This is a genomic window from Nonomuraea sp. NPDC000554 (assembly GCF_040300065.1).
Lineage (GTDB): Bacteria > Actinomycetota > Actinomycetes > Streptosporangiales > Streptosporangiaceae > Nonomuraea.
This window is the reverse complement of the sequence record NZ_JBEPDC010000003.1, coordinates 88,393-102,810: the sequence shown is the minus strand read 5'-3', so window position 1 is coordinate 102,810 and position 14,418 is coordinate 88,393. Positions and strand designations below refer to the sequence as shown.

At 70.0% G+C, this 14,418-nt stretch carries 15 protein-coding genes; 9 read left to right on the top strand and 6 right to left on the bottom strand.

Annotated features, from left to right (window positions below; translation table 11 throughout):
• Nucleotides 1–83: 83 nt before the first annotated feature.
• From ABT294_RS06935 to ABT294_RS06905, 7 genes are all read left to right on the top strand, one after another.
• On the top strand, nucleotides 84–881 hold the full coding sequence (locus ABT294_RS06935; RefSeq protein WP_350804104.1) for a SigE family RNA polymerase sigma factor: 798 nt from the start codon (nucleotides 84–86) through the stop codon (nucleotides 879–881).
• 2 nt (nucleotides 882–883) lie between these two features.
• Nucleotides 884–1,738, top strand: coding sequence for a hypothetical protein (locus ABT294_RS06930; protein WP_350804103.1), 855 nt, complete (start codon nucleotides 884–886; stop codon nucleotides 1,736–1,738).
• Nucleotides 1,725–2,246, top strand: a complete 522-nt coding sequence (locus ABT294_RS06925) for a DUF3995 domain-containing protein (protein ID WP_350804102.1) — start codon at nucleotides 1,725–1,727, stop codon at nucleotides 2,244–2,246. The genes ABT294_RS06930 and ABT294_RS06925 overlap by 14 nt, the downstream gene beginning before the upstream one ends.
• Before the next feature lie 123 nt (nucleotides 2,247–2,369).
• Entirely contained in the window at nucleotides 2,370–2,822 is a 453-nt protein-coding gene (locus ABT294_RS06920; RefSeq protein ID WP_350804100.1) for a GNAT family N-acetyltransferase, read from the top strand.
• A 54-nt stretch (nucleotides 2,823–2,876) separates the two neighbouring features.
• The gene (locus tag ABT294_RS06915) at nucleotides 2,877–5,234 is read left to right on the top strand and encodes an ATP-binding protein (protein WP_350804099.1); all 2,358 of its coding nucleotides are present in this window, start codon (nucleotides 2,877–2,879) and stop codon (nucleotides 5,232–5,234) included.
• Nucleotides 5,235–5,465: 231 nt separating this feature from the next.
• Complete coding sequence (locus ABT294_RS06910) at nucleotides 5,466–5,813, top strand: VOC family protein (protein WP_350804098.1); 348 nt, start codon at nucleotides 5,466–5,468, stop codon at nucleotides 5,811–5,813.
• A 371-nt stretch (nucleotides 5,814–6,184) separates the two neighbouring features.
• Complete coding sequence (locus tag ABT294_RS06905) at nucleotides 6,185–6,532, top strand: DoxX family protein (protein WP_350804097.1); 348 nt, start codon at nucleotides 6,185–6,187, stop codon at nucleotides 6,530–6,532.
• 43 nt (nucleotides 6,533–6,575) lie between these two features.
• On the opposite strand, the gene ABT294_RS06900 is transcribed toward ABT294_RS06905, so the two are convergent.
• The 4 genes from ABT294_RS06900 to ABT294_RS06885 form a co-directional block, all read right to left on the bottom strand.
• Nucleotides 6,576–8,531, bottom strand: a complete 1,956-nt coding sequence (locus ABT294_RS06900; protein WP_350804096.1) for an outer membrane protein assembly factor BamB family protein — start codon at nucleotides 8,529–8,531, stop codon at nucleotides 6,576–6,578.
• A 112-nt stretch (nucleotides 8,532–8,643) separates the two neighbouring features.
• Nucleotides 8,644–9,120 (bottom strand): TIGR03618 family F420-dependent PPOX class oxidoreductase, encoded by a 477-nt coding sequence (locus ABT294_RS06895; protein ID WP_350804095.1) that lies wholly within the window; start codon nucleotides 9,118–9,120, stop codon nucleotides 8,644–8,646.
• A 29-nt stretch (nucleotides 9,121–9,149) separates the two neighbouring features.
• The gene (locus tag ABT294_RS06890) at nucleotides 9,150–10,601 is read right to left on the bottom strand and encodes a DHA2 family efflux MFS transporter permease subunit (RefSeq protein WP_350804094.1); all 1,452 of its coding nucleotides are present in this window, start codon (nucleotides 10,599–10,601) and stop codon (nucleotides 9,150–9,152) included.
• Nucleotides 10,602–10,675: 74 nt separating this feature from the next.
• Nucleotides 10,676–11,164 carry a MarR family winged helix-turn-helix transcriptional regulator gene (locus ABT294_RS06885; protein WP_350804093.1) on the bottom strand — a complete coding sequence of 163 codons (489 nt, stop codon included), beginning with the start codon at nucleotides 11,162–11,164 and terminating at the stop codon, nucleotides 10,676–10,678.
• Nucleotides 11,165–11,278: 114 nt separating this feature from the next.
• Between ABT294_RS06885 and ABT294_RS06880 the strand changes: the two genes are divergently transcribed.
• Together ABT294_RS06880 and ABT294_RS06875 are read left to right on the top strand one after the other, a co-directional pair.
• Nucleotides 11,279–11,815 carry a TetR/AcrR family transcriptional regulator gene (locus ABT294_RS06880; RefSeq protein ID WP_350804091.1) on the top strand — a complete coding sequence of 179 codons (537 nt, stop codon included), beginning with the start codon at nucleotides 11,279–11,281 and terminating at the stop codon, nucleotides 11,813–11,815.
• 11 nt (nucleotides 11,816–11,826) lie between these two features.
• Nucleotides 11,827–12,183: a hypothetical protein gene (locus ABT294_RS06875; protein WP_350804090.1), complete on the top strand. Its 357-nt coding sequence runs from the start codon at nucleotides 11,827–11,829 to the stop codon at nucleotides 12,181–12,183.
• A 23-nt stretch (nucleotides 12,184–12,206) separates the two neighbouring features.
• Here ABT294_RS06875 and ABT294_RS06870 read toward each other — a convergent pair whose 3' ends face one another.
• Complete coding sequence (locus ABT294_RS06870; RefSeq protein WP_350804089.1) at nucleotides 12,207–12,881, bottom strand: hypothetical protein; 675 nt, start codon at nucleotides 12,879–12,881, stop codon at nucleotides 12,207–12,209.
• 106 nt (nucleotides 12,882–12,987) lie between these two features.
• Nucleotides 12,988–14,412, bottom strand: a complete 1,425-nt coding sequence (locus tag ABT294_RS06865; protein WP_350804087.1) for a DJ-1/PfpI family protein — start codon at nucleotides 14,410–14,412, stop codon at nucleotides 12,988–12,990.
• Between the last annotated feature and the right edge of the window lie 6 nt (nucleotides 14,413–14,418).

The following is a 14,418-nucleotide window of genomic DNA, read 5'->3' as shown; positions in this document are numbered from 1 at the left end:
CGCCCGCCGGCCAGAGGTACCCGGCGCCCGGCCTAAGGAGTGGGGGACGCAACCTTCCGCCCTGCTCGTGTGTCCTTGGAGGGGTGGAGGATCCGCAGAACGGCTGGACGTCGTTCGAATCATTCGTGGCCACGCGCCTGACGGCGCTGTATCGCTACGCCATGGTCCTGACCGGGGACCGGCACGACGCCGAGGACCTGGTTCAGGAGGCGCTCACCCGGACGGGGGTGCGCTGGCGCAGGGTCGTGCGGGTCAGCGGTGGCACGGTCGTCGGCATGGATCCCTGGTCGCGCCCCTGGGCGGCCAAGGGCTGCGCCAAGGGGGCGACGGTGGGCGGTGAGGCCGACGAGCCTGTCGCGTTCAGCTATCCCGACGTGTTCGTGGTCGATCCCCACAAGGCTGACGGGCTGCGTCAGATCGACGTGGACTCCGGCAGCGTGGTCGCCGAGCGCCCGCTGCCCGAGGGGGTGGGCGTGCGCCCGGCCGGGGCGCAGCGGTGGCAGCTCTGGCTGGCCGCGGCCAACCGTGACACGTTCGCCTGGGTAGTGGACAGCGTGCTCAGGACGGCGGACCGCGCCACCTGGCAGGTCACCGAGGCCAGGCGCGGGCTCCCCACGGCCACCGAGCTGAACTGGGGCGGCCGGATGGAGTCCACCGGGGAGAAGATCGACATGCACCCCCATCTGTACGGGTCGTTGACGATGGGCAACCGGCTCATCGCGTACTCGGCGGTCGACCTCGTTGCGGAGACCGGTTGGCGGTCCGTGGTCTACGACCCGCGCAGCGGCCAGTCGTTCGAGCTGCGGGGCCTCGTCTACGCGGCCGGTGACTGGCTGGTGTGGCCCGACGGCGCGTCCTACCGCCTCGCGCGGGTCCGCTGACCTTGCGGCGACCGTGGACGGTGGGGGCGGCGTTCGCGCTGGTGGTTGCCCCCACCGCGGTCAACCTGGCGGACGGCGGGCTGACCTGGATCTGGACCCCGTCACTGCCCGACCCCGTGCTGCACGCGGTCGCGGAGGCCGGGCTGCTGGACGCGTGGCTGGTGCTCGACCTGCTCGCCGCGTCGGGCGTCCCGGGCGGGCTCGCGGTGGTGGCGCTGGCGGCACGTCGTCCGGCCGCCGCCGCTGCCCTGTTCGCGGTGGTCGCGGTGGTCAGCCTGGCCTTCGGACCGTCGCTCTGGTACGGCCTGACCTACGCGACCGCGCTGGTGCTCCCCGTTATGGGGGAGGCGCCTCACTCTCTTTCGGGAAGTGGTGCCCGGTGTGCGGTGGCTAGCGTCGCAGCCATGGTTGACTTCGCTCGCCCACGGCGCTGGCCGGCGTACGCGGTGGCGGTGCTGTTCCTCGGGTACGCCGCGGGGAAGGCCGCCTTCGCGTTGCAGGCCCGGCTCGGGTTCCCGGGCGGCCCGCCCGTGTCGGCCGCCGAGACCGAAAACTACTTCCTGGACGCGGCCACGGCGCAGTGGTTCGCGACCGCGTCCGGCGTGTTGGGTGCGTGCGTCGCCATCGTCACGGTCACGGCGGTGGGGCGCAGGGTGCCGAGAACGTTGATGCTGCTCGTGCTGGCCGGGATGCTGCTGGCGGTCGGCGGCGGCGCGGGCATCATGATCGTGGACGGGTTCGTCGGCATCGGTGTCGGCTGGCGCTGGTACCACGCGGTTCTCGGGATGGTCGTGATCGGGCTGTTCCTGGAGATGGTCCGGTCCTACGCGGTGGTGACGAAACGTGCCGCGGCCTGATCGGGCGCGGGCGGGCGCGTACGGGGCGGTGATGTGCGCCCTGGCCTACGGGTCGATGAAGCTCGCGCAGGCGCTGGGGGCCAATGCGCTGGCCGACAAGGACCCGCTGCCCTCGCCGCTGCGCGAACGGCTGCTCGCACGTGACCCGCTGTTCGTGACGAGCCACTGGGTGCTGGCAGGCGCCGCGGTGGTCGGTGTCATCGTCGCGCTGGCCACCGTGCGGTCCTGGGGTGCGGCCGTCCCGCGCCGGCTGCTGCTCGCGATCACCTGGACGCTGGGGATTTTCATGATCGCCCGGTCTGTTGGAGTGCTGGGGTTCGGCTTCGTCGGTGACGCGCTGGTGCTGACAGGGGTCCGCCCGGCTCCGGTCGAGCAGGCCGCGCTCGCTCGCGACCTGGCGCGCTGGGATCTGCTGCTATGGTCGCCGTTCTTCCTGCTCTGGGGCTCGTGCTGGACGATGGCGGGCCGGCGGCTCGCCAGGCGCGGCCATCCCGCAGGCCCTGCCTGATGTGGTCGCCCCTTTTGCCGCAGAAGTGGCCATACCAGGGCAGACCACTCGTCCCTAGGCTGTGGCACCCGACCCCCTCGACCGTGGCCGGGAGGGCAGCACGGCACCGCCAGGAGAAACCACATGATCAGCATTTCCAAGCTTCTTCCGTCCGACAGGGCCGTCTGGGAGGAGCTGTTCCGCGGGTACATCGACTTCTACCAGCGCACCGAGCCGGACGCGATGTACGAGCGGGCCTGGCAGGAGTTCCAGGCGGACACGCGCCTGCACGCCCTCGGGGCGCGGCTGGACGGCCGGCTGGTGGGCATCACCCATTTCCTCACCCACGGCAGCACGTCGGCGCCCGACACCGACGTCTGCTACCTACAGGACCTGTTCACCGCCTCGCACGTGCGCGGCAAGGGCGTGGGCCGGGCGCTGATCGAGGCCGTGACCGAATGGGCCCGTGACCGCGGCTGCTACCGGGTCTACTGGAACACCCAGGAGTCGAACGAGACCGCACGCCGCCTGTACGACAAGGTCGCCGACAACCACGGCTTCATCAAGTACCAGATCGAGCTGCCCCGCCCGTCCTGACGCCGAGGACGCCGGCATTTGCCCCGCTGACGTGCGGTATTTAGCCTTGATGTCATGCGCGCATCGACGTCGGCGCAGCACGGGGGTAACCTTCCCGCCGAGTTGACAAGCTTCGTCGGCCGCCGCCGCGAGGTGGCCGAGGTCAAGCGATTGCTGTCCGCGTCGCGCCTGGTGACCTTGACCGGTGTGGGCGGCGCGGGCAAGACGCGGTTGTCCTTGCGGGTGGCGGCCGACGTGCGCCGGGCGTTCTCCGACGGCGTGTGGTACGTGGAACTGGCCGCCCTTGAGGACCAGGCTCTGCTGACGCACACGATCGCGACGGCCCTCGGTGTGCACGACCGCACGGCGCGCTTGCAGGTGCCGGTGCTCGTGGAGTACCTCCAGAGCAAGCAACTGCTGCTGGTTCTGGACAACTGCGAGCATCTGTGCGCCGCGTGTGCGGCGCTCGCGGAAACGTTGCTGCGTGCGACTCCGAATCTGCGGATCCTGGCCACCAGCCGGCAGGCTCTGGGACTGGCCTGCGAGCAGACCTTTCATGTGCCGACCCTGTCGGTCCCGGACGCCGATCAGTTGCCGCCCTGGGAAGCTCTCACTCAGTACGAAGCGGTGAGCCTGTTCGAGGATCGAGCAGCGGCCGTGTACTCGACGTTCAGGCTCACGCCAACCAACTTCGCCACGGTTGTTCGGGTGTGCCAGCAGGTGGACGGCATCCCGCTGGCGATCGAACTGGCGGCGGTACGGGTGCGCGCCTTGTCGCTCGACGAGATCCTCGAACGACTCCAAGACCGTTACCGGCTGCTTACTGTGGGCAATCGGGCGGCCCTTCCCCGGCACCAGACGCTGCGGGCAATGATCGACTGGAGCATGGACCTGTGTTCGGAGCAGGAGCGCCTGCTCTGGGCGCGGTTGTCAATATTCTCGGGGGGCTTCGACCTGCATGCCGCCGAGGCGGTCTGCGCGGGTGACGGCATCAGCGCCGACTCGATCGTCGATCTGGTCGCCTCCCTGGTTGACAAGTCGATCCTGAACATCGAGGAGCACGAAGGGCGGGTGCGCTACCGACTTCTGGAGACGATCCGCCAGTACGGCCAGGATCGGCTGCGGGAGTCCGGCGACGCACAGGCGTTGCACCTACGTCACCGGGACTACTTCGGGCATCTGGTCGAGCAGGCATGGGCGGAGTGGTTCGGTTCGGATCAGGAGCAGTGGCTGCGGAGCCTGCTGTGCGAGCACAGCAACATCCGGGTCGCTCTCGAATACTGCTTCACTGAGCCCGGCGAAGCCGATTACGGACTGAGGATCGCCGGCGCGCTCTGGTACTTCTGGATCGCTACTGGGCTGACGAGTGAGGGACGCCGCTGGCTGGATCGGGGGCTGCGGTTGGCTACCGAACCGAGCGCGTCGCGGGCTCAGGCACTCTGGGTCGACGGCTACCTGTGCATCCTGCAAGAGGACGTCGCGTCCGCCCAATCCATGATCGTGGACTGTCGGCGCCACGGCGAGCAGCTGACCGACGCGCATGCCCTGGCCTGGGCCACCCAGCTCGCCGGGATGACCGCCATGTCGAACGGCGACCTGGTCGAGGCCCACCACCTGCTCGAGGACGCCTTGGCACGGCACACAGCCAACGGAGACCTCATCGGCGCCCTCGACGACCGCTTCTACCTCGTGGCCGTCGCCGCGTTGTCGGACGACTACCACGAGGCGGCCACCGTGTGTGACGAGGCTCTGGCGCTGTGCGCCGCCCACGGCGAACGTTGGTTCAAGTCCTACATGCTCTGGGACCTCGGCCTCGTGGCCTGGCAGATGGGCGATCGTCGACGGGCCGCGGCGTCGGTGCGCGACGCCCTGTGTCTGGCCAGAGTGTTCAACGAACAGTGGGCCATCGGCTTCTGCGTCGAAATGCTGGCCTGGATCGCCGAAGCCGATGGCCAGCATCATCGCGCCGCGCGGTTGCTCGGCGGAGCCGAAAGCATCTGGCAGCGTGTCGGGGCCCCGCTGTTCGGCATGCGCCACCTGAACAGCCGCCACGACGAATGCGTCGAAGTGCTGCGCGACGCACTCGGCGAGCGCACATTCGAGACCCAACTGCGCCATGGCGCCCAGCTGGCGCTCGACCAGGTCATCGCCTGCGCCCTCAAGGAGCGGGAGAACCGCATGCCGGAGCCCGGCGCTCGCCCGGACCTGACGCCGCAGCTCACACGGCGGGAGAACGACGTCGCGAACCTGATCGCCCAGGGTCTCAGCAACAAGGAGATCGCCGCAAAGCTGGTGATCGCGCTGCGCACGGCCGAGGGACACGTCGAGCGCATCCTCTGCAAGCTCGGCTTCACCTCACGCGCGCAGATCGCCGTGTGGGTGGTCGAGTATCGGGATTCCGCAGCCCCCGCCAGCCCGACTGCCCCCGAATGACCCCGGAACGCGGAGCCGAGCCTGATATCTCGGCCGATGATCACCAGGTCGAGCTCTCGAAGGCGGTCGGGGTCGACGATGAGATCGATTTCAACGATCCTCCCTGTGGTCTTCGAACCGGTCGATCAGAAGTTCGGGTTCGTTCATCCGTCACATTCCTCAGCGGAGTCGGGTCATAGCCAATGACCCCACCGGCCCGGTGGATGTGACCAGCGACACAAGGAGAACCTCATGACCGAGGGCATCAAGACGATCATCTATCCGGTCAAGGACCTCGCCACGGCCAAGGCCCTGTACGGGCAGCTGTCGGGAGTGGACCCGTACATGGACCAGCCCTACTACGTCGGATTCAACGTGGCCGGGCAGGACGTCGGCCTCGACCCCCACGGCCACGACAAGGGCATGACCGGCCCCGTCGCGTACTGGCACGTGGAGGACGTCCAGGCGAGCCTGCAGGCACTCCTGGAGGCCGGCGCCGAACAGCTGCAGGACGTCAAGGACGTCGGCGGAGGCAAGCTGATCGCCTCCGTCAGGGACGCGGACGGCAACGTCATCGGCCTCATCCAACCGGCCCGGTAACCGGACCGAAGAGCGGCAGCGCACGACGGACCGAGACCTCCGCCGCCACCTGGCCACCGTGACGTCCCAGGGCGTCGCCCACGGTCGCCGAAGCCCCTGCCCTCTGCGCCCCAGCGCCCCCGCCCAGCTCCGCTCGCACAGATCGTGACCGGCACAACGGGTCCAGCCGCCAACGTGTGCGCTGGACCCGTTCGCCACCCGTGCGCCCCGGACGGCGGTCGCGCCGTCCGGGGCCTCCGAGGGGAGCGAACGGGTCCACCGCTGGGTCACAGGCCGGTCGGGAAGCCGCGCATCGTGAACGCATCGCGGAGCTATCAACCGGGGCTCGCAGGATTGGTGTCACAGGAAAGCGCCAGCTAGGGAGTGTCCCCATGTCCACCACCGCCACCATCGTCACCGTCCTGGCCGCCCTCTGGGTGGGCTTCTCCGCCTACTCCCTCCTTCGCCGCGCCGAGTGGGTCGTGAAGCCGCTGATGGACTACGGCGTCCCCCGCTCGTGGTGGACCTGGCTCGGCGCAGCCAAGGCCGCAGGGTCCGCGGGCCTGTTGGTCGGCCTGTTCGTGCCGGTCGTCGGCGTCCTGGCCGGTATCGGCCTGGTGCTGTACTTCGCCGGAGCCGTCGTCACCGTGCTCCGGGCGCGCTCGTACTCGACCGTCGCCTTCCCCCTGCTGTACATGGGCCCGGTGATCGCCGCCTTGGTGCTGGGATACATCGCCTGACAGCAGCGCGGTTTCTACCAGGGGGCGCTGATCGTCCGGTGCCTTACGGCGTCACCACGGGGCAGCTCGGGTCGAGCCGCACCTTGGCCAGCTCCCGTCCGACGAGGGTCCAGGCGTTGAACGAGCCGGGCTCGAAGTGCAGCTGCGGGTTGGTGTACCACTCGTCGCCCAGCCCCGTGGCCAGCTGCTTGGCTTCGCTGCCCAGCTCGTAGGCGTTGCCGCCGCCGAAGAACGTCTGGGCGAAGACGCGATCCCGGTGGACGGTCAGCTCGCCGTAGCCGGAGAGGGTGCCCCGGTGCTTGATGGTCCTGGTGGCCAGGTCGAGCGCGATCCAGGTGCCGGAGTCGCGCTTGTAGACCGCGTACAGCAGGCCGTCGTGCACCTTGATGTCCTGGAAGGTGCGGTGGTCCGGGATCGGGTCGGTCTGCCAGAGCACCTTGCGCGTCTTCAGGTCGAACGCGGCTATGGAGGCCGCGGTCTTCGTCGGGGTGCCGCCGCCCCCGCCGAGCACGTCACCGCCGAGGTAGACGACGCCGTTGGCCGAATCCAGGCTGAGGCTCATCAGGCTCTCGTCAGGGATGACGCCCTCGTCGACGTCCATCTCCCCGGTGTCGGGGTCCACGATCGACAGTGCGCCGTTGAGCTTGGCGCCGAGCGGGGCGGAGGCGACCAGGAGCTTGTCGGTGACCGGGTCGTACTCGATGTCCCACGGACGCTGCTGGCCATGGCCCAGGTATCCGAGGCTGCGCAACCGGTCGGTCCTGATGTCGATCTCGAGGACCTGGCCGCTGGGGTAGATGGCCGCGTAGATCTTGTTGCCCCGCCGTACCAGGTCCTTGGGCTCGCCCGGCACCCGGAACCGGCGCTTGCCGCCGGTGCGCAGGTCACGGACCTCCATCGAGAAGTGGCCGCCGATGTAGACCGCCCGGTTGGGCACCAGCAGCATGCTCTGCGGGCGCTCCGGTCCTGAGGGCAGGCCGATGTCGATCAGGTCGAAGAAGCGCGCGGCGCCCGTCGAGAGGTCCAGGCGCCACATGCCGCCGCTGCCCGAGAAGCCGACCAGCGTGCCGTCGTCGGTGAGTGCGAGCCTCCTGGTCTCGTCGCCTTCGGAGGGCGGGTCCGCCACCTTGGTGACTCCGCTGTCGCCGGTGCGGTAACGGTAGACCGCGCCGTCGGGACGCGAGGTGCCGTAGACCGTGCCGTCGGCCGCCTCCGTGAGCGCGTCCAACTGGACGGCCTCGACCTTCTTCAGATCGGTGCCGTCCTTGCGGACGTCGATGATGGTCGAGCCGCTGACGGCGAGCACGCGGTCGCCGTGGTCGGCCACCACCCCGATGCCGGTCGGGCCCTGGGCCAGCTCCCTGACCTTCCCGTCGGCCCGGTTGATCGCCATGAGCTTGCCCTTGTCGAGCAGCCCCGCGTACACGGTGGTGGCGTCCGCGGCGACCGCTCTGACGTAGCGCTCACCTGGTGCGAGCACGCCGAAGTTCCGCGCCGCGCCGGTGGCCGGGTCGTACTCCCACACCTTGCCGTCGGGGTAGGTGCCCGCGTACAGCTTGCCGTCCGGGGCCGCCGCGAGACTCCAGACGAAGCCGCCTTTGCGGCCGAAGGAGTACAGGCGTTCGACCTTGCCCGTCGCCGGGTCGAAGCGGTAGAGGTCGGGAACCGGGTAGGTGCCGACGTAGACCTTGCCGCCGGACACCGCCGTCGCCCAGCCGCCCTCCGGCTCGCCGTCCGCCGGGCCGTCCGGGAGGGGCGCGGTGCGGACGACCTTGTCCGTGGCCAGGTCGATCTCGGCCAGGACCGGCGGCTTGAGCCCGCGAGTGACCACGTAGGCGTGGCCCTCGTGTACGGCGGCGCCGACGATCGCCCCGGTGACAGAGGCCGGGCCGAACCGCTCGTAGCCAGGGCCGTCGCAGTTCACCGGAGCCGCCGCCGCGGGCCCGGCGATGAGACAGGTGATCAACGGTGCCAGGGCGAGCAGACGCAGTCGAGACACGGCCACCTCCAGACTCTTCACTCTATTTGGGTCACGACCGTAATCTTCAACAGATCGTATCGTCAACGCTCTCTTCGGATTATGGTCGCGTCCGGTATGTCCGCGGTGATGCTCAAGGGATGTCCAGGGCCGTCCCGTACAGGTGTGAGACGGCGATGGTGATCACGACCCGCTGGTCGGCGACCATCTGCTCGAGGAAGGCGGCCTCGTCGGCGGGGTCGTCGAAGCCGGGCGTCAGGGCCAGCAACCGGTGTCCGACGGCGTCGCCGGGGACACGGCTCGGCTCGGACACCTCGGCCAGCCCTTCGGCGACGGCGTAGGACCATGGGTTGGGGCCGCTGACGTGCAGGGTGGCGCGGGGATTGTCGCGCAGGTGCCGGGCCTTGATCCGGCCGGCGGTGGTGGAGATCCGCAGCAGACGCTCACCGGGGCTCCAGCTGTACGCGACGGTCGACAGGTGAGGGTGGCCGCCGCGCTTCAGGCTGGCCAGCACGCCGAACTTCTGCTCGGAGAGCAGCTGCGACAGTTCCTGCTCGCCCAGGGAACGGGGGGCGGGGCCGGATCCGGGCTTGTTCGCGCTGGTGCGCATTTTCTGCTCTTTCCTCGTAGTAAGGGCTGTCAGGCGACGGGCTCGGGCTGCGGCTCTTCGAGCCGGTCGGCGGAGGTGGGCCGGGCCGGGCGCAGCATGGTGAAGGCGACGACGAAGGCGGCGATCAGCAGCCCGGCGCCGACCGTGAAGGCCAGGTGGTAGCCGCCGGTCAGCGCTTCGGCCCGGCCGCTGCCGCCCGCCAGCAGGCCCTTGGTGCGGGAGGCGGCCAGGGTGGACAGCACCGCGACGCCGGCGGCCATGCCGATCTGCTGGGTGGTGTTGAACAGCCCGGAGGCCAGTCCCGCGTCCTGCTCGCCGGCTCCTGACATGCCGAGCGTGGTCAGCGAGGGCAGGGCCAGCCCGAAGCCCGCGGCGAGCAGCATCACCGGCAGCAGGTCGGTGAGGTAGTCGGCGTGCACCGGCACGCGGGCGAGCAGCGCCAGGACGCCCACCAGGAGCACCAGCCCGGCCAGCAGGACGGCCCGCTCGCCGAAGCGGGCGGACAGCCGGGCCGAGACGCCCAGCGACACCACGCCGATGACCACCGCTGCCGGGAGCATGGCGAGGCCGGTGCCTGTGGCGCCGTAGCCGAGGACGTTCTGCAGGTAGAGGGCGACGAGGATCTGGAAGGAGAACAGCGCGGCGACCATCAGGATCTGCACCAGGTTGGCCCCGGAGACGTTGCGCGAGCGCAGGATCCGCAGCGGCATGAGCGGGGTCGGGGCGGTGGCCTGACGGGCGACGAACGCGGCGAGCAGGACGACGGCCAGAGCGCCGAGGCCGAGGGTGTGCGGGGAGGTCCAGCCGTACTCCTCGACCTTGACGACGGTGTAGATGCCGAGCATCAGTCCGGCCGTGACCAGCAGGGCGCCGATGACGTCGGCTCCGGAGGCGAGGCCGAGGCCGCGGTCGGCGGGCAGCGCGGGGATGCCGAGCGCGAGCGCGGCCAGGCCGATGGGCAGGTTGATGAAGAAGATCCAGTGCCAGGTGAGCGCGTCGGTGAGGAGGCCGCCGAGGACCTGGCCGATGGAGGCGCCGGCGGCGCCGGTGAAGCTGAACACCGCGATCGCCTTGGCCCGTTCGGCGGGCTCGGTGAACAGCGTCACCAGGATGCCGAGGCCGACGGCGGCGGCCATGGCGCTGCCGGCTCCCTGAAGGAACCGGGCGATGATCAGCAGGGCGGGGGCGGTGGCGGCACCGGCGAGGATCGAGGCGCCGGTGAAGACGGCGGTGCCGAGCAGGAACATGCGCTTGCGGCCGATCAGGTCGCCGAGGCGTCCGGCGAGCAGCAGCAGGCTGCCGAAGGCGATCAGGTAGGCGTTGACGACCCAGGTGAGGCCGACGGGGGTGAAGCCGAGGTCGGCCTGGATGGCGGGCATGGCGACGGTGACGATGCTGCCGTCCAGGACGGTCATCAGCACGCCTGTGGCGATCACGCCGAGAGCCAGATGGCGCGAGCGCAGCGCGGAGGGAAGGGACACGGTGGTTCTCCTGTCGGTCAGGACGACAGAAGAACCGTAGCAGATAGTTTTGTTGTAGACGATCCTTTGCGGACCTAGTTTGTGCGCTGCCGGGCTCGCCGGGCCGCCGGGGGATTGTCGGCGGGGACGGCCAGATGCCCGCTGACCAGTCGTTCCATCGCCCGGAGGAGGACCTTGCGCTCCTCCTCCGGCAGAGCCTCCAGCGCCTCCCGGTGTACGCCGTCGACGATCTCCTGGCTCCGCCGGGCCGCCTCGGCGCCCTCGTCGGTGACGGCGATGATGCGGGCCCGCCGGTCGGTGCTGGAGGGCCGGCGCTCGGCCAGCCCGGCCTTCTCCAGGGCGTCGACCGTCACCACCATGGTGGTCTTGTCCATGTCGCCGATCTCGGCGAGCTGGATCTGGGTGCGCTCCTCCTCCAGGGCGTGCACCAGCACGCAGTGCATGCGCGCGGTGAGGCCGATCTCCGCCAGTGCCGCCGCCATCCGCGTGCGCAGCACGTGGCTGGTGTGGTCGAGCAGGTACGACAGGTCCGGTTCGGTGCGGGAGGGTGCCATGGCCGTCATATCGCCAGCATAACCGTCCCTTTGTAGATAATCCGCTAGAGGACTTCGCCGGAGCGGCCCGTTTAGGAACGATCGTTCTTGACTGGTCGTTCCTAAATGCGTTACGGTCCTCACATGGGCCGACCTAGAGGGTTTGACGAGACCGAAGTGGTACAAGCGGCGGCGACGCTGTTCGCGGACCACGCCTATGACGGTGTCTCCATCGACGACCTGGTCGCCCACCTCGGCGTCCATCGCAACAGCCTGTACAAGACGTTCGGCAGCAAGCGGGGGCTGTACATGGCCGCGTTGCGCTGGCATGTGGAGAACCGGGTCCGTCCGCTCGTCGCCGCCATCGGCGGCGCTCACGACGTCGCCGAAGCGGTACGCCGGGCGCTGGCCGTCCAGGAGGGCGGTTCGGGCCTGGATCTGCTGCTGATGGCGGCGGTCGAACGCGCTCCCGTGGACCCGGAGGTCGCCGCCGAGGTTGCCGCAGCCTTGGACGCCCTGGACCAAGCCCTGGCCGCCCGCAGCCTGCCATCGGAGTTGGCCGGCGCGCTGACCTCGGCGCTGCTCGGACTCCGGCTGCGCGGCAGGGCGTCCTCCTCTGCCGGCGACTGCGGGCTGGCGGGCGCCGCCCTGGCGCAGCGACTCGACCACCATCCCTCATAAGGAGTAACGACATGGCACAAGTCCACATCGACGGCGACGCGCTGGTAGTGGTGATAGAGGGGCTGGACAAGCTCTGGGCGCTGAAGAGCCGGCTGACCATTCCCCTGTCCAACGTCCGCGGAGCCACCGACGACCCTGGCATGATCGCCGAGCCCAAGGGCGTCCGCGCCCCTGGTACGCACCTGCCCGGCGTGATCACCGCCGGCACCTTCCACCTCGACGGCGAGCGGGTCTTCTGGGACGTCCAGAATCCGGCCAAGGCCATCGTCATCCAACTGGCCGACGAGCGTTACGCCCGCCTCGTCGTACAGGTCGACGACCCTCGCGCCGCCGTCGCGCTCATCGAAGGCGCCATCTCCCGGCCCTGACCGCGCCCGCCCACTCTTCGTCGCTATTCGGCGGGTAGGTCGTCGGTCCATTCGGTGTCGATGGTCACGTTGCCGTCGGTGTGGACGATCCCTCCGGTGAGCGGTACCCAGGCCGACGTGTTGCGGACCTGCGCGGTGTCCGGGTCGACGACCACCGTGTCGGTGCCGTCGGAGACGGGCACCTGTAGGCGTCGTCCGCCGTCGGCGTCCCCGAGGTCCTGGACTCCCGGTCGTGCGGCGAGTGCCCGATAGGCGGCGGCGCGGACTTCGGGGGAGATCGGCGCCTCGCCGACCAGCGAGACCAGCGACTCCACAGTGGCTCCGTCCTCTTGGGCGTCGTTCAACGGGCCTGCACTGGTGCGCAGGTCGCTGTCGGCGACGGCGGTCCGTAGCCGGGTGTACAGGGCGTTCCCGTCGTCGGGCAGCTGCCGCAGTTCCTCGAAGGTCATCCGCAGCGGTCCGATCATGAACGGCGCGGGCTCGCCGAACTTGACGAGTTTGCCCTCGCCCTTCAGTCCTTCGCCCTTGATCCAGGACTGGCCGTCTCGCCGGTACCAGTACTGCGCTTGCTGCCGGCCGTTCTTGGTCACGGTGATGTGCCAGTAGGTCCCCGAGCCCTCGGGAGTGCGTGCCGCGGTGGTGGCGGCGACCAGCAGGATGTCGGGATCACCCGCCTGTCCGCGCGTCTCGGTCGTCACACTGGTCACCCTCCTGCGGTCGGCTTCTGCTCTTCCTTCGCCGATCCGGGCCGCGCCATTCCCGGCTGGCCGGCCATCGGTGCCCTGCGCCGGTCCGACGTGATCTTCAGTCCAGCCCGCTGTCAGGTGAGTTCTGGTCGGGTCGTGTCGTAGCGCTCGCCGTGCGGCGGCGGAGCAGGCGCGGTAGGACGACGGCGAGCAGGCCGACGCCGACGGAGCCGGCCAGGGCGACGGCGAAGATCGCTGTGGAACGCCAGGGCCAGCTTGCCCCGGACAGACGGAGTTGTCCGATGGGGTATTCGGAGAACTTGGCGGTGGTCCGGGCTGTGGCACCGTCGGCGTGGGCGGCGAGGTCACGGAGCATCGGGTCGAAACCGAACTCGTCGTCGCGTCGTCCGCCGCCAGGCAGTTCCGGTGTGAGACCCCGTCCTGACGCCCAGTTCGCCAGGGCGGACGGCACGTCGCCGCGCACACCCGGAACCACGAACCGGTCCACGCGTGGCACCGCCGTTCCCACCGGCTCGGTGAGCAGGACCGCGCCGTGCCGCGTGGTGACCGTCCCGGTGGGGCTGATCGGGATCGCGCGGGCGCTGAAGGAGACGCCGGAGTAGACCTCGAACGCGGCGGCGGCGTCGATCTCTCCCACTCCGTCCGTCAGCCCGATGCCGATCGTGGGGCGCCACCAAGGGAACGCCGCGTTCAGCGCGTAGGGCAGGTCGGACAGGGCGAGGTGGTTTGGGATGATCGCGGTGGATCCGTCCAGGCTCCAGCCGGGGTAGTGGAGCGCGCTGCCGACGCGCCGCGCCTCCGCCGCGCCCGCGAGCCGCTCGACCAGGCGCAGCGCGCCGACAGTGCCGGACGTGATGCCGGCCGTGGTGGTGATCGTGCCGTCCTCCACATAGCGCTCGCCGCTCTGCCAGCGCACCGCGGGGTGGCTCCGCTTCAGGGAGTCGATGCCGGCCCAGAAGGACGTCGCCCGGCGGTTGTCGAGCACACCAGTGGCCGCGAGGAGTTCCGAGCCCGCGCAGACGCCCAGCAGGCGGGAGCCGTTCCGGGCGCGTGCGGCGATCCACTCACGCAGCGGCTTCTCCGTCGTGCCGGTGGGATCGATGACGGCGGGCACCACCACCACGTCCGGTTCGGGAACGGCGCCGCTCCCGACCTCCTCAAGGGTGTGGTCGGGCAGCAGGTGCAGGCCGCCGGACAGAGGGGACGGGGCTCTGCGGGCCGCGACGGTGTAGACGGCGAACCTTTCCGACCGGGCGAAGACCTCGTACGGGGCGAGAACGTCGGCGGAGACCGAGCCGGCGTTGCTGACCACGATCGCGACAGTGATCCGTCCGCCGGGTATCGCCCTGGGACCCGGCCAGCCCTGGGCGGGCGGGCGCTGGCGATACCCGGGGTAGCTCTGGCCCATCGCGGTCGTGACACCGGCGGCGCCGGTCCCGCCCAGGATGGCGAGGAACACGGCGGCGCCCAGCACGACACGCCCGATCCGGCGCACGACGGACCTGCGGTGGACAGGGGACACGGGAGG

Bases quoted from the DNA above. Each gene is read 5' to 3' on its own strand.
- ABT294_RS06920 (WP_350804100.1), top strand. From the start codon at position 2,370: ATGATCAGCATTTCCAAGCTTCTTCCGTCCGACAGGGCCGTCTGGGAG.
- ABT294_RS06875 (WP_350804090.1), top strand. From the start codon at position 11,827: ATGGCACAAGTCCACATCGACGGCGACGCGCTGGTAGTGGTGATAGAG.
- ABT294_RS06910 (WP_350804098.1), top strand. From the start codon at position 5,466: ATGACCGAGGGCATCAAGACGATCATCTATCCGGTCAAGGACCTCGCC.
- ABT294_RS06885 (WP_350804093.1), bottom strand. From the start codon at position 11,164: ATGACGGCCATGGCACCCTCCCGCACCGAACCGGACCTGTCGTACCTG.
- ABT294_RS06905 (WP_350804097.1), top strand. From the start codon at position 6,185: ATGTCCACCACCGCCACCATCGTCACCGTCCTGGCCGCCCTCTGGGTG.
- ABT294_RS06880 (WP_350804091.1), top strand. From the start codon at position 11,279: ATGGGCCGACCTAGAGGGTTTGACGAGACCGAAGTGGTACAAGCGGCG.
- ABT294_RS06915 (WP_350804099.1), top strand. From the start codon at position 2,877: ATGCGCGCATCGACGTCGGCGCAGCACGGGGGTAACCTTCCCGCCGAG.
- ABT294_RS06895 (WP_350804095.1), bottom strand. From the start codon at position 9,120: ATGCGCACCAGCGCGAACAAGCCCGGATCCGGCCCCGCCCCCCGTTCC.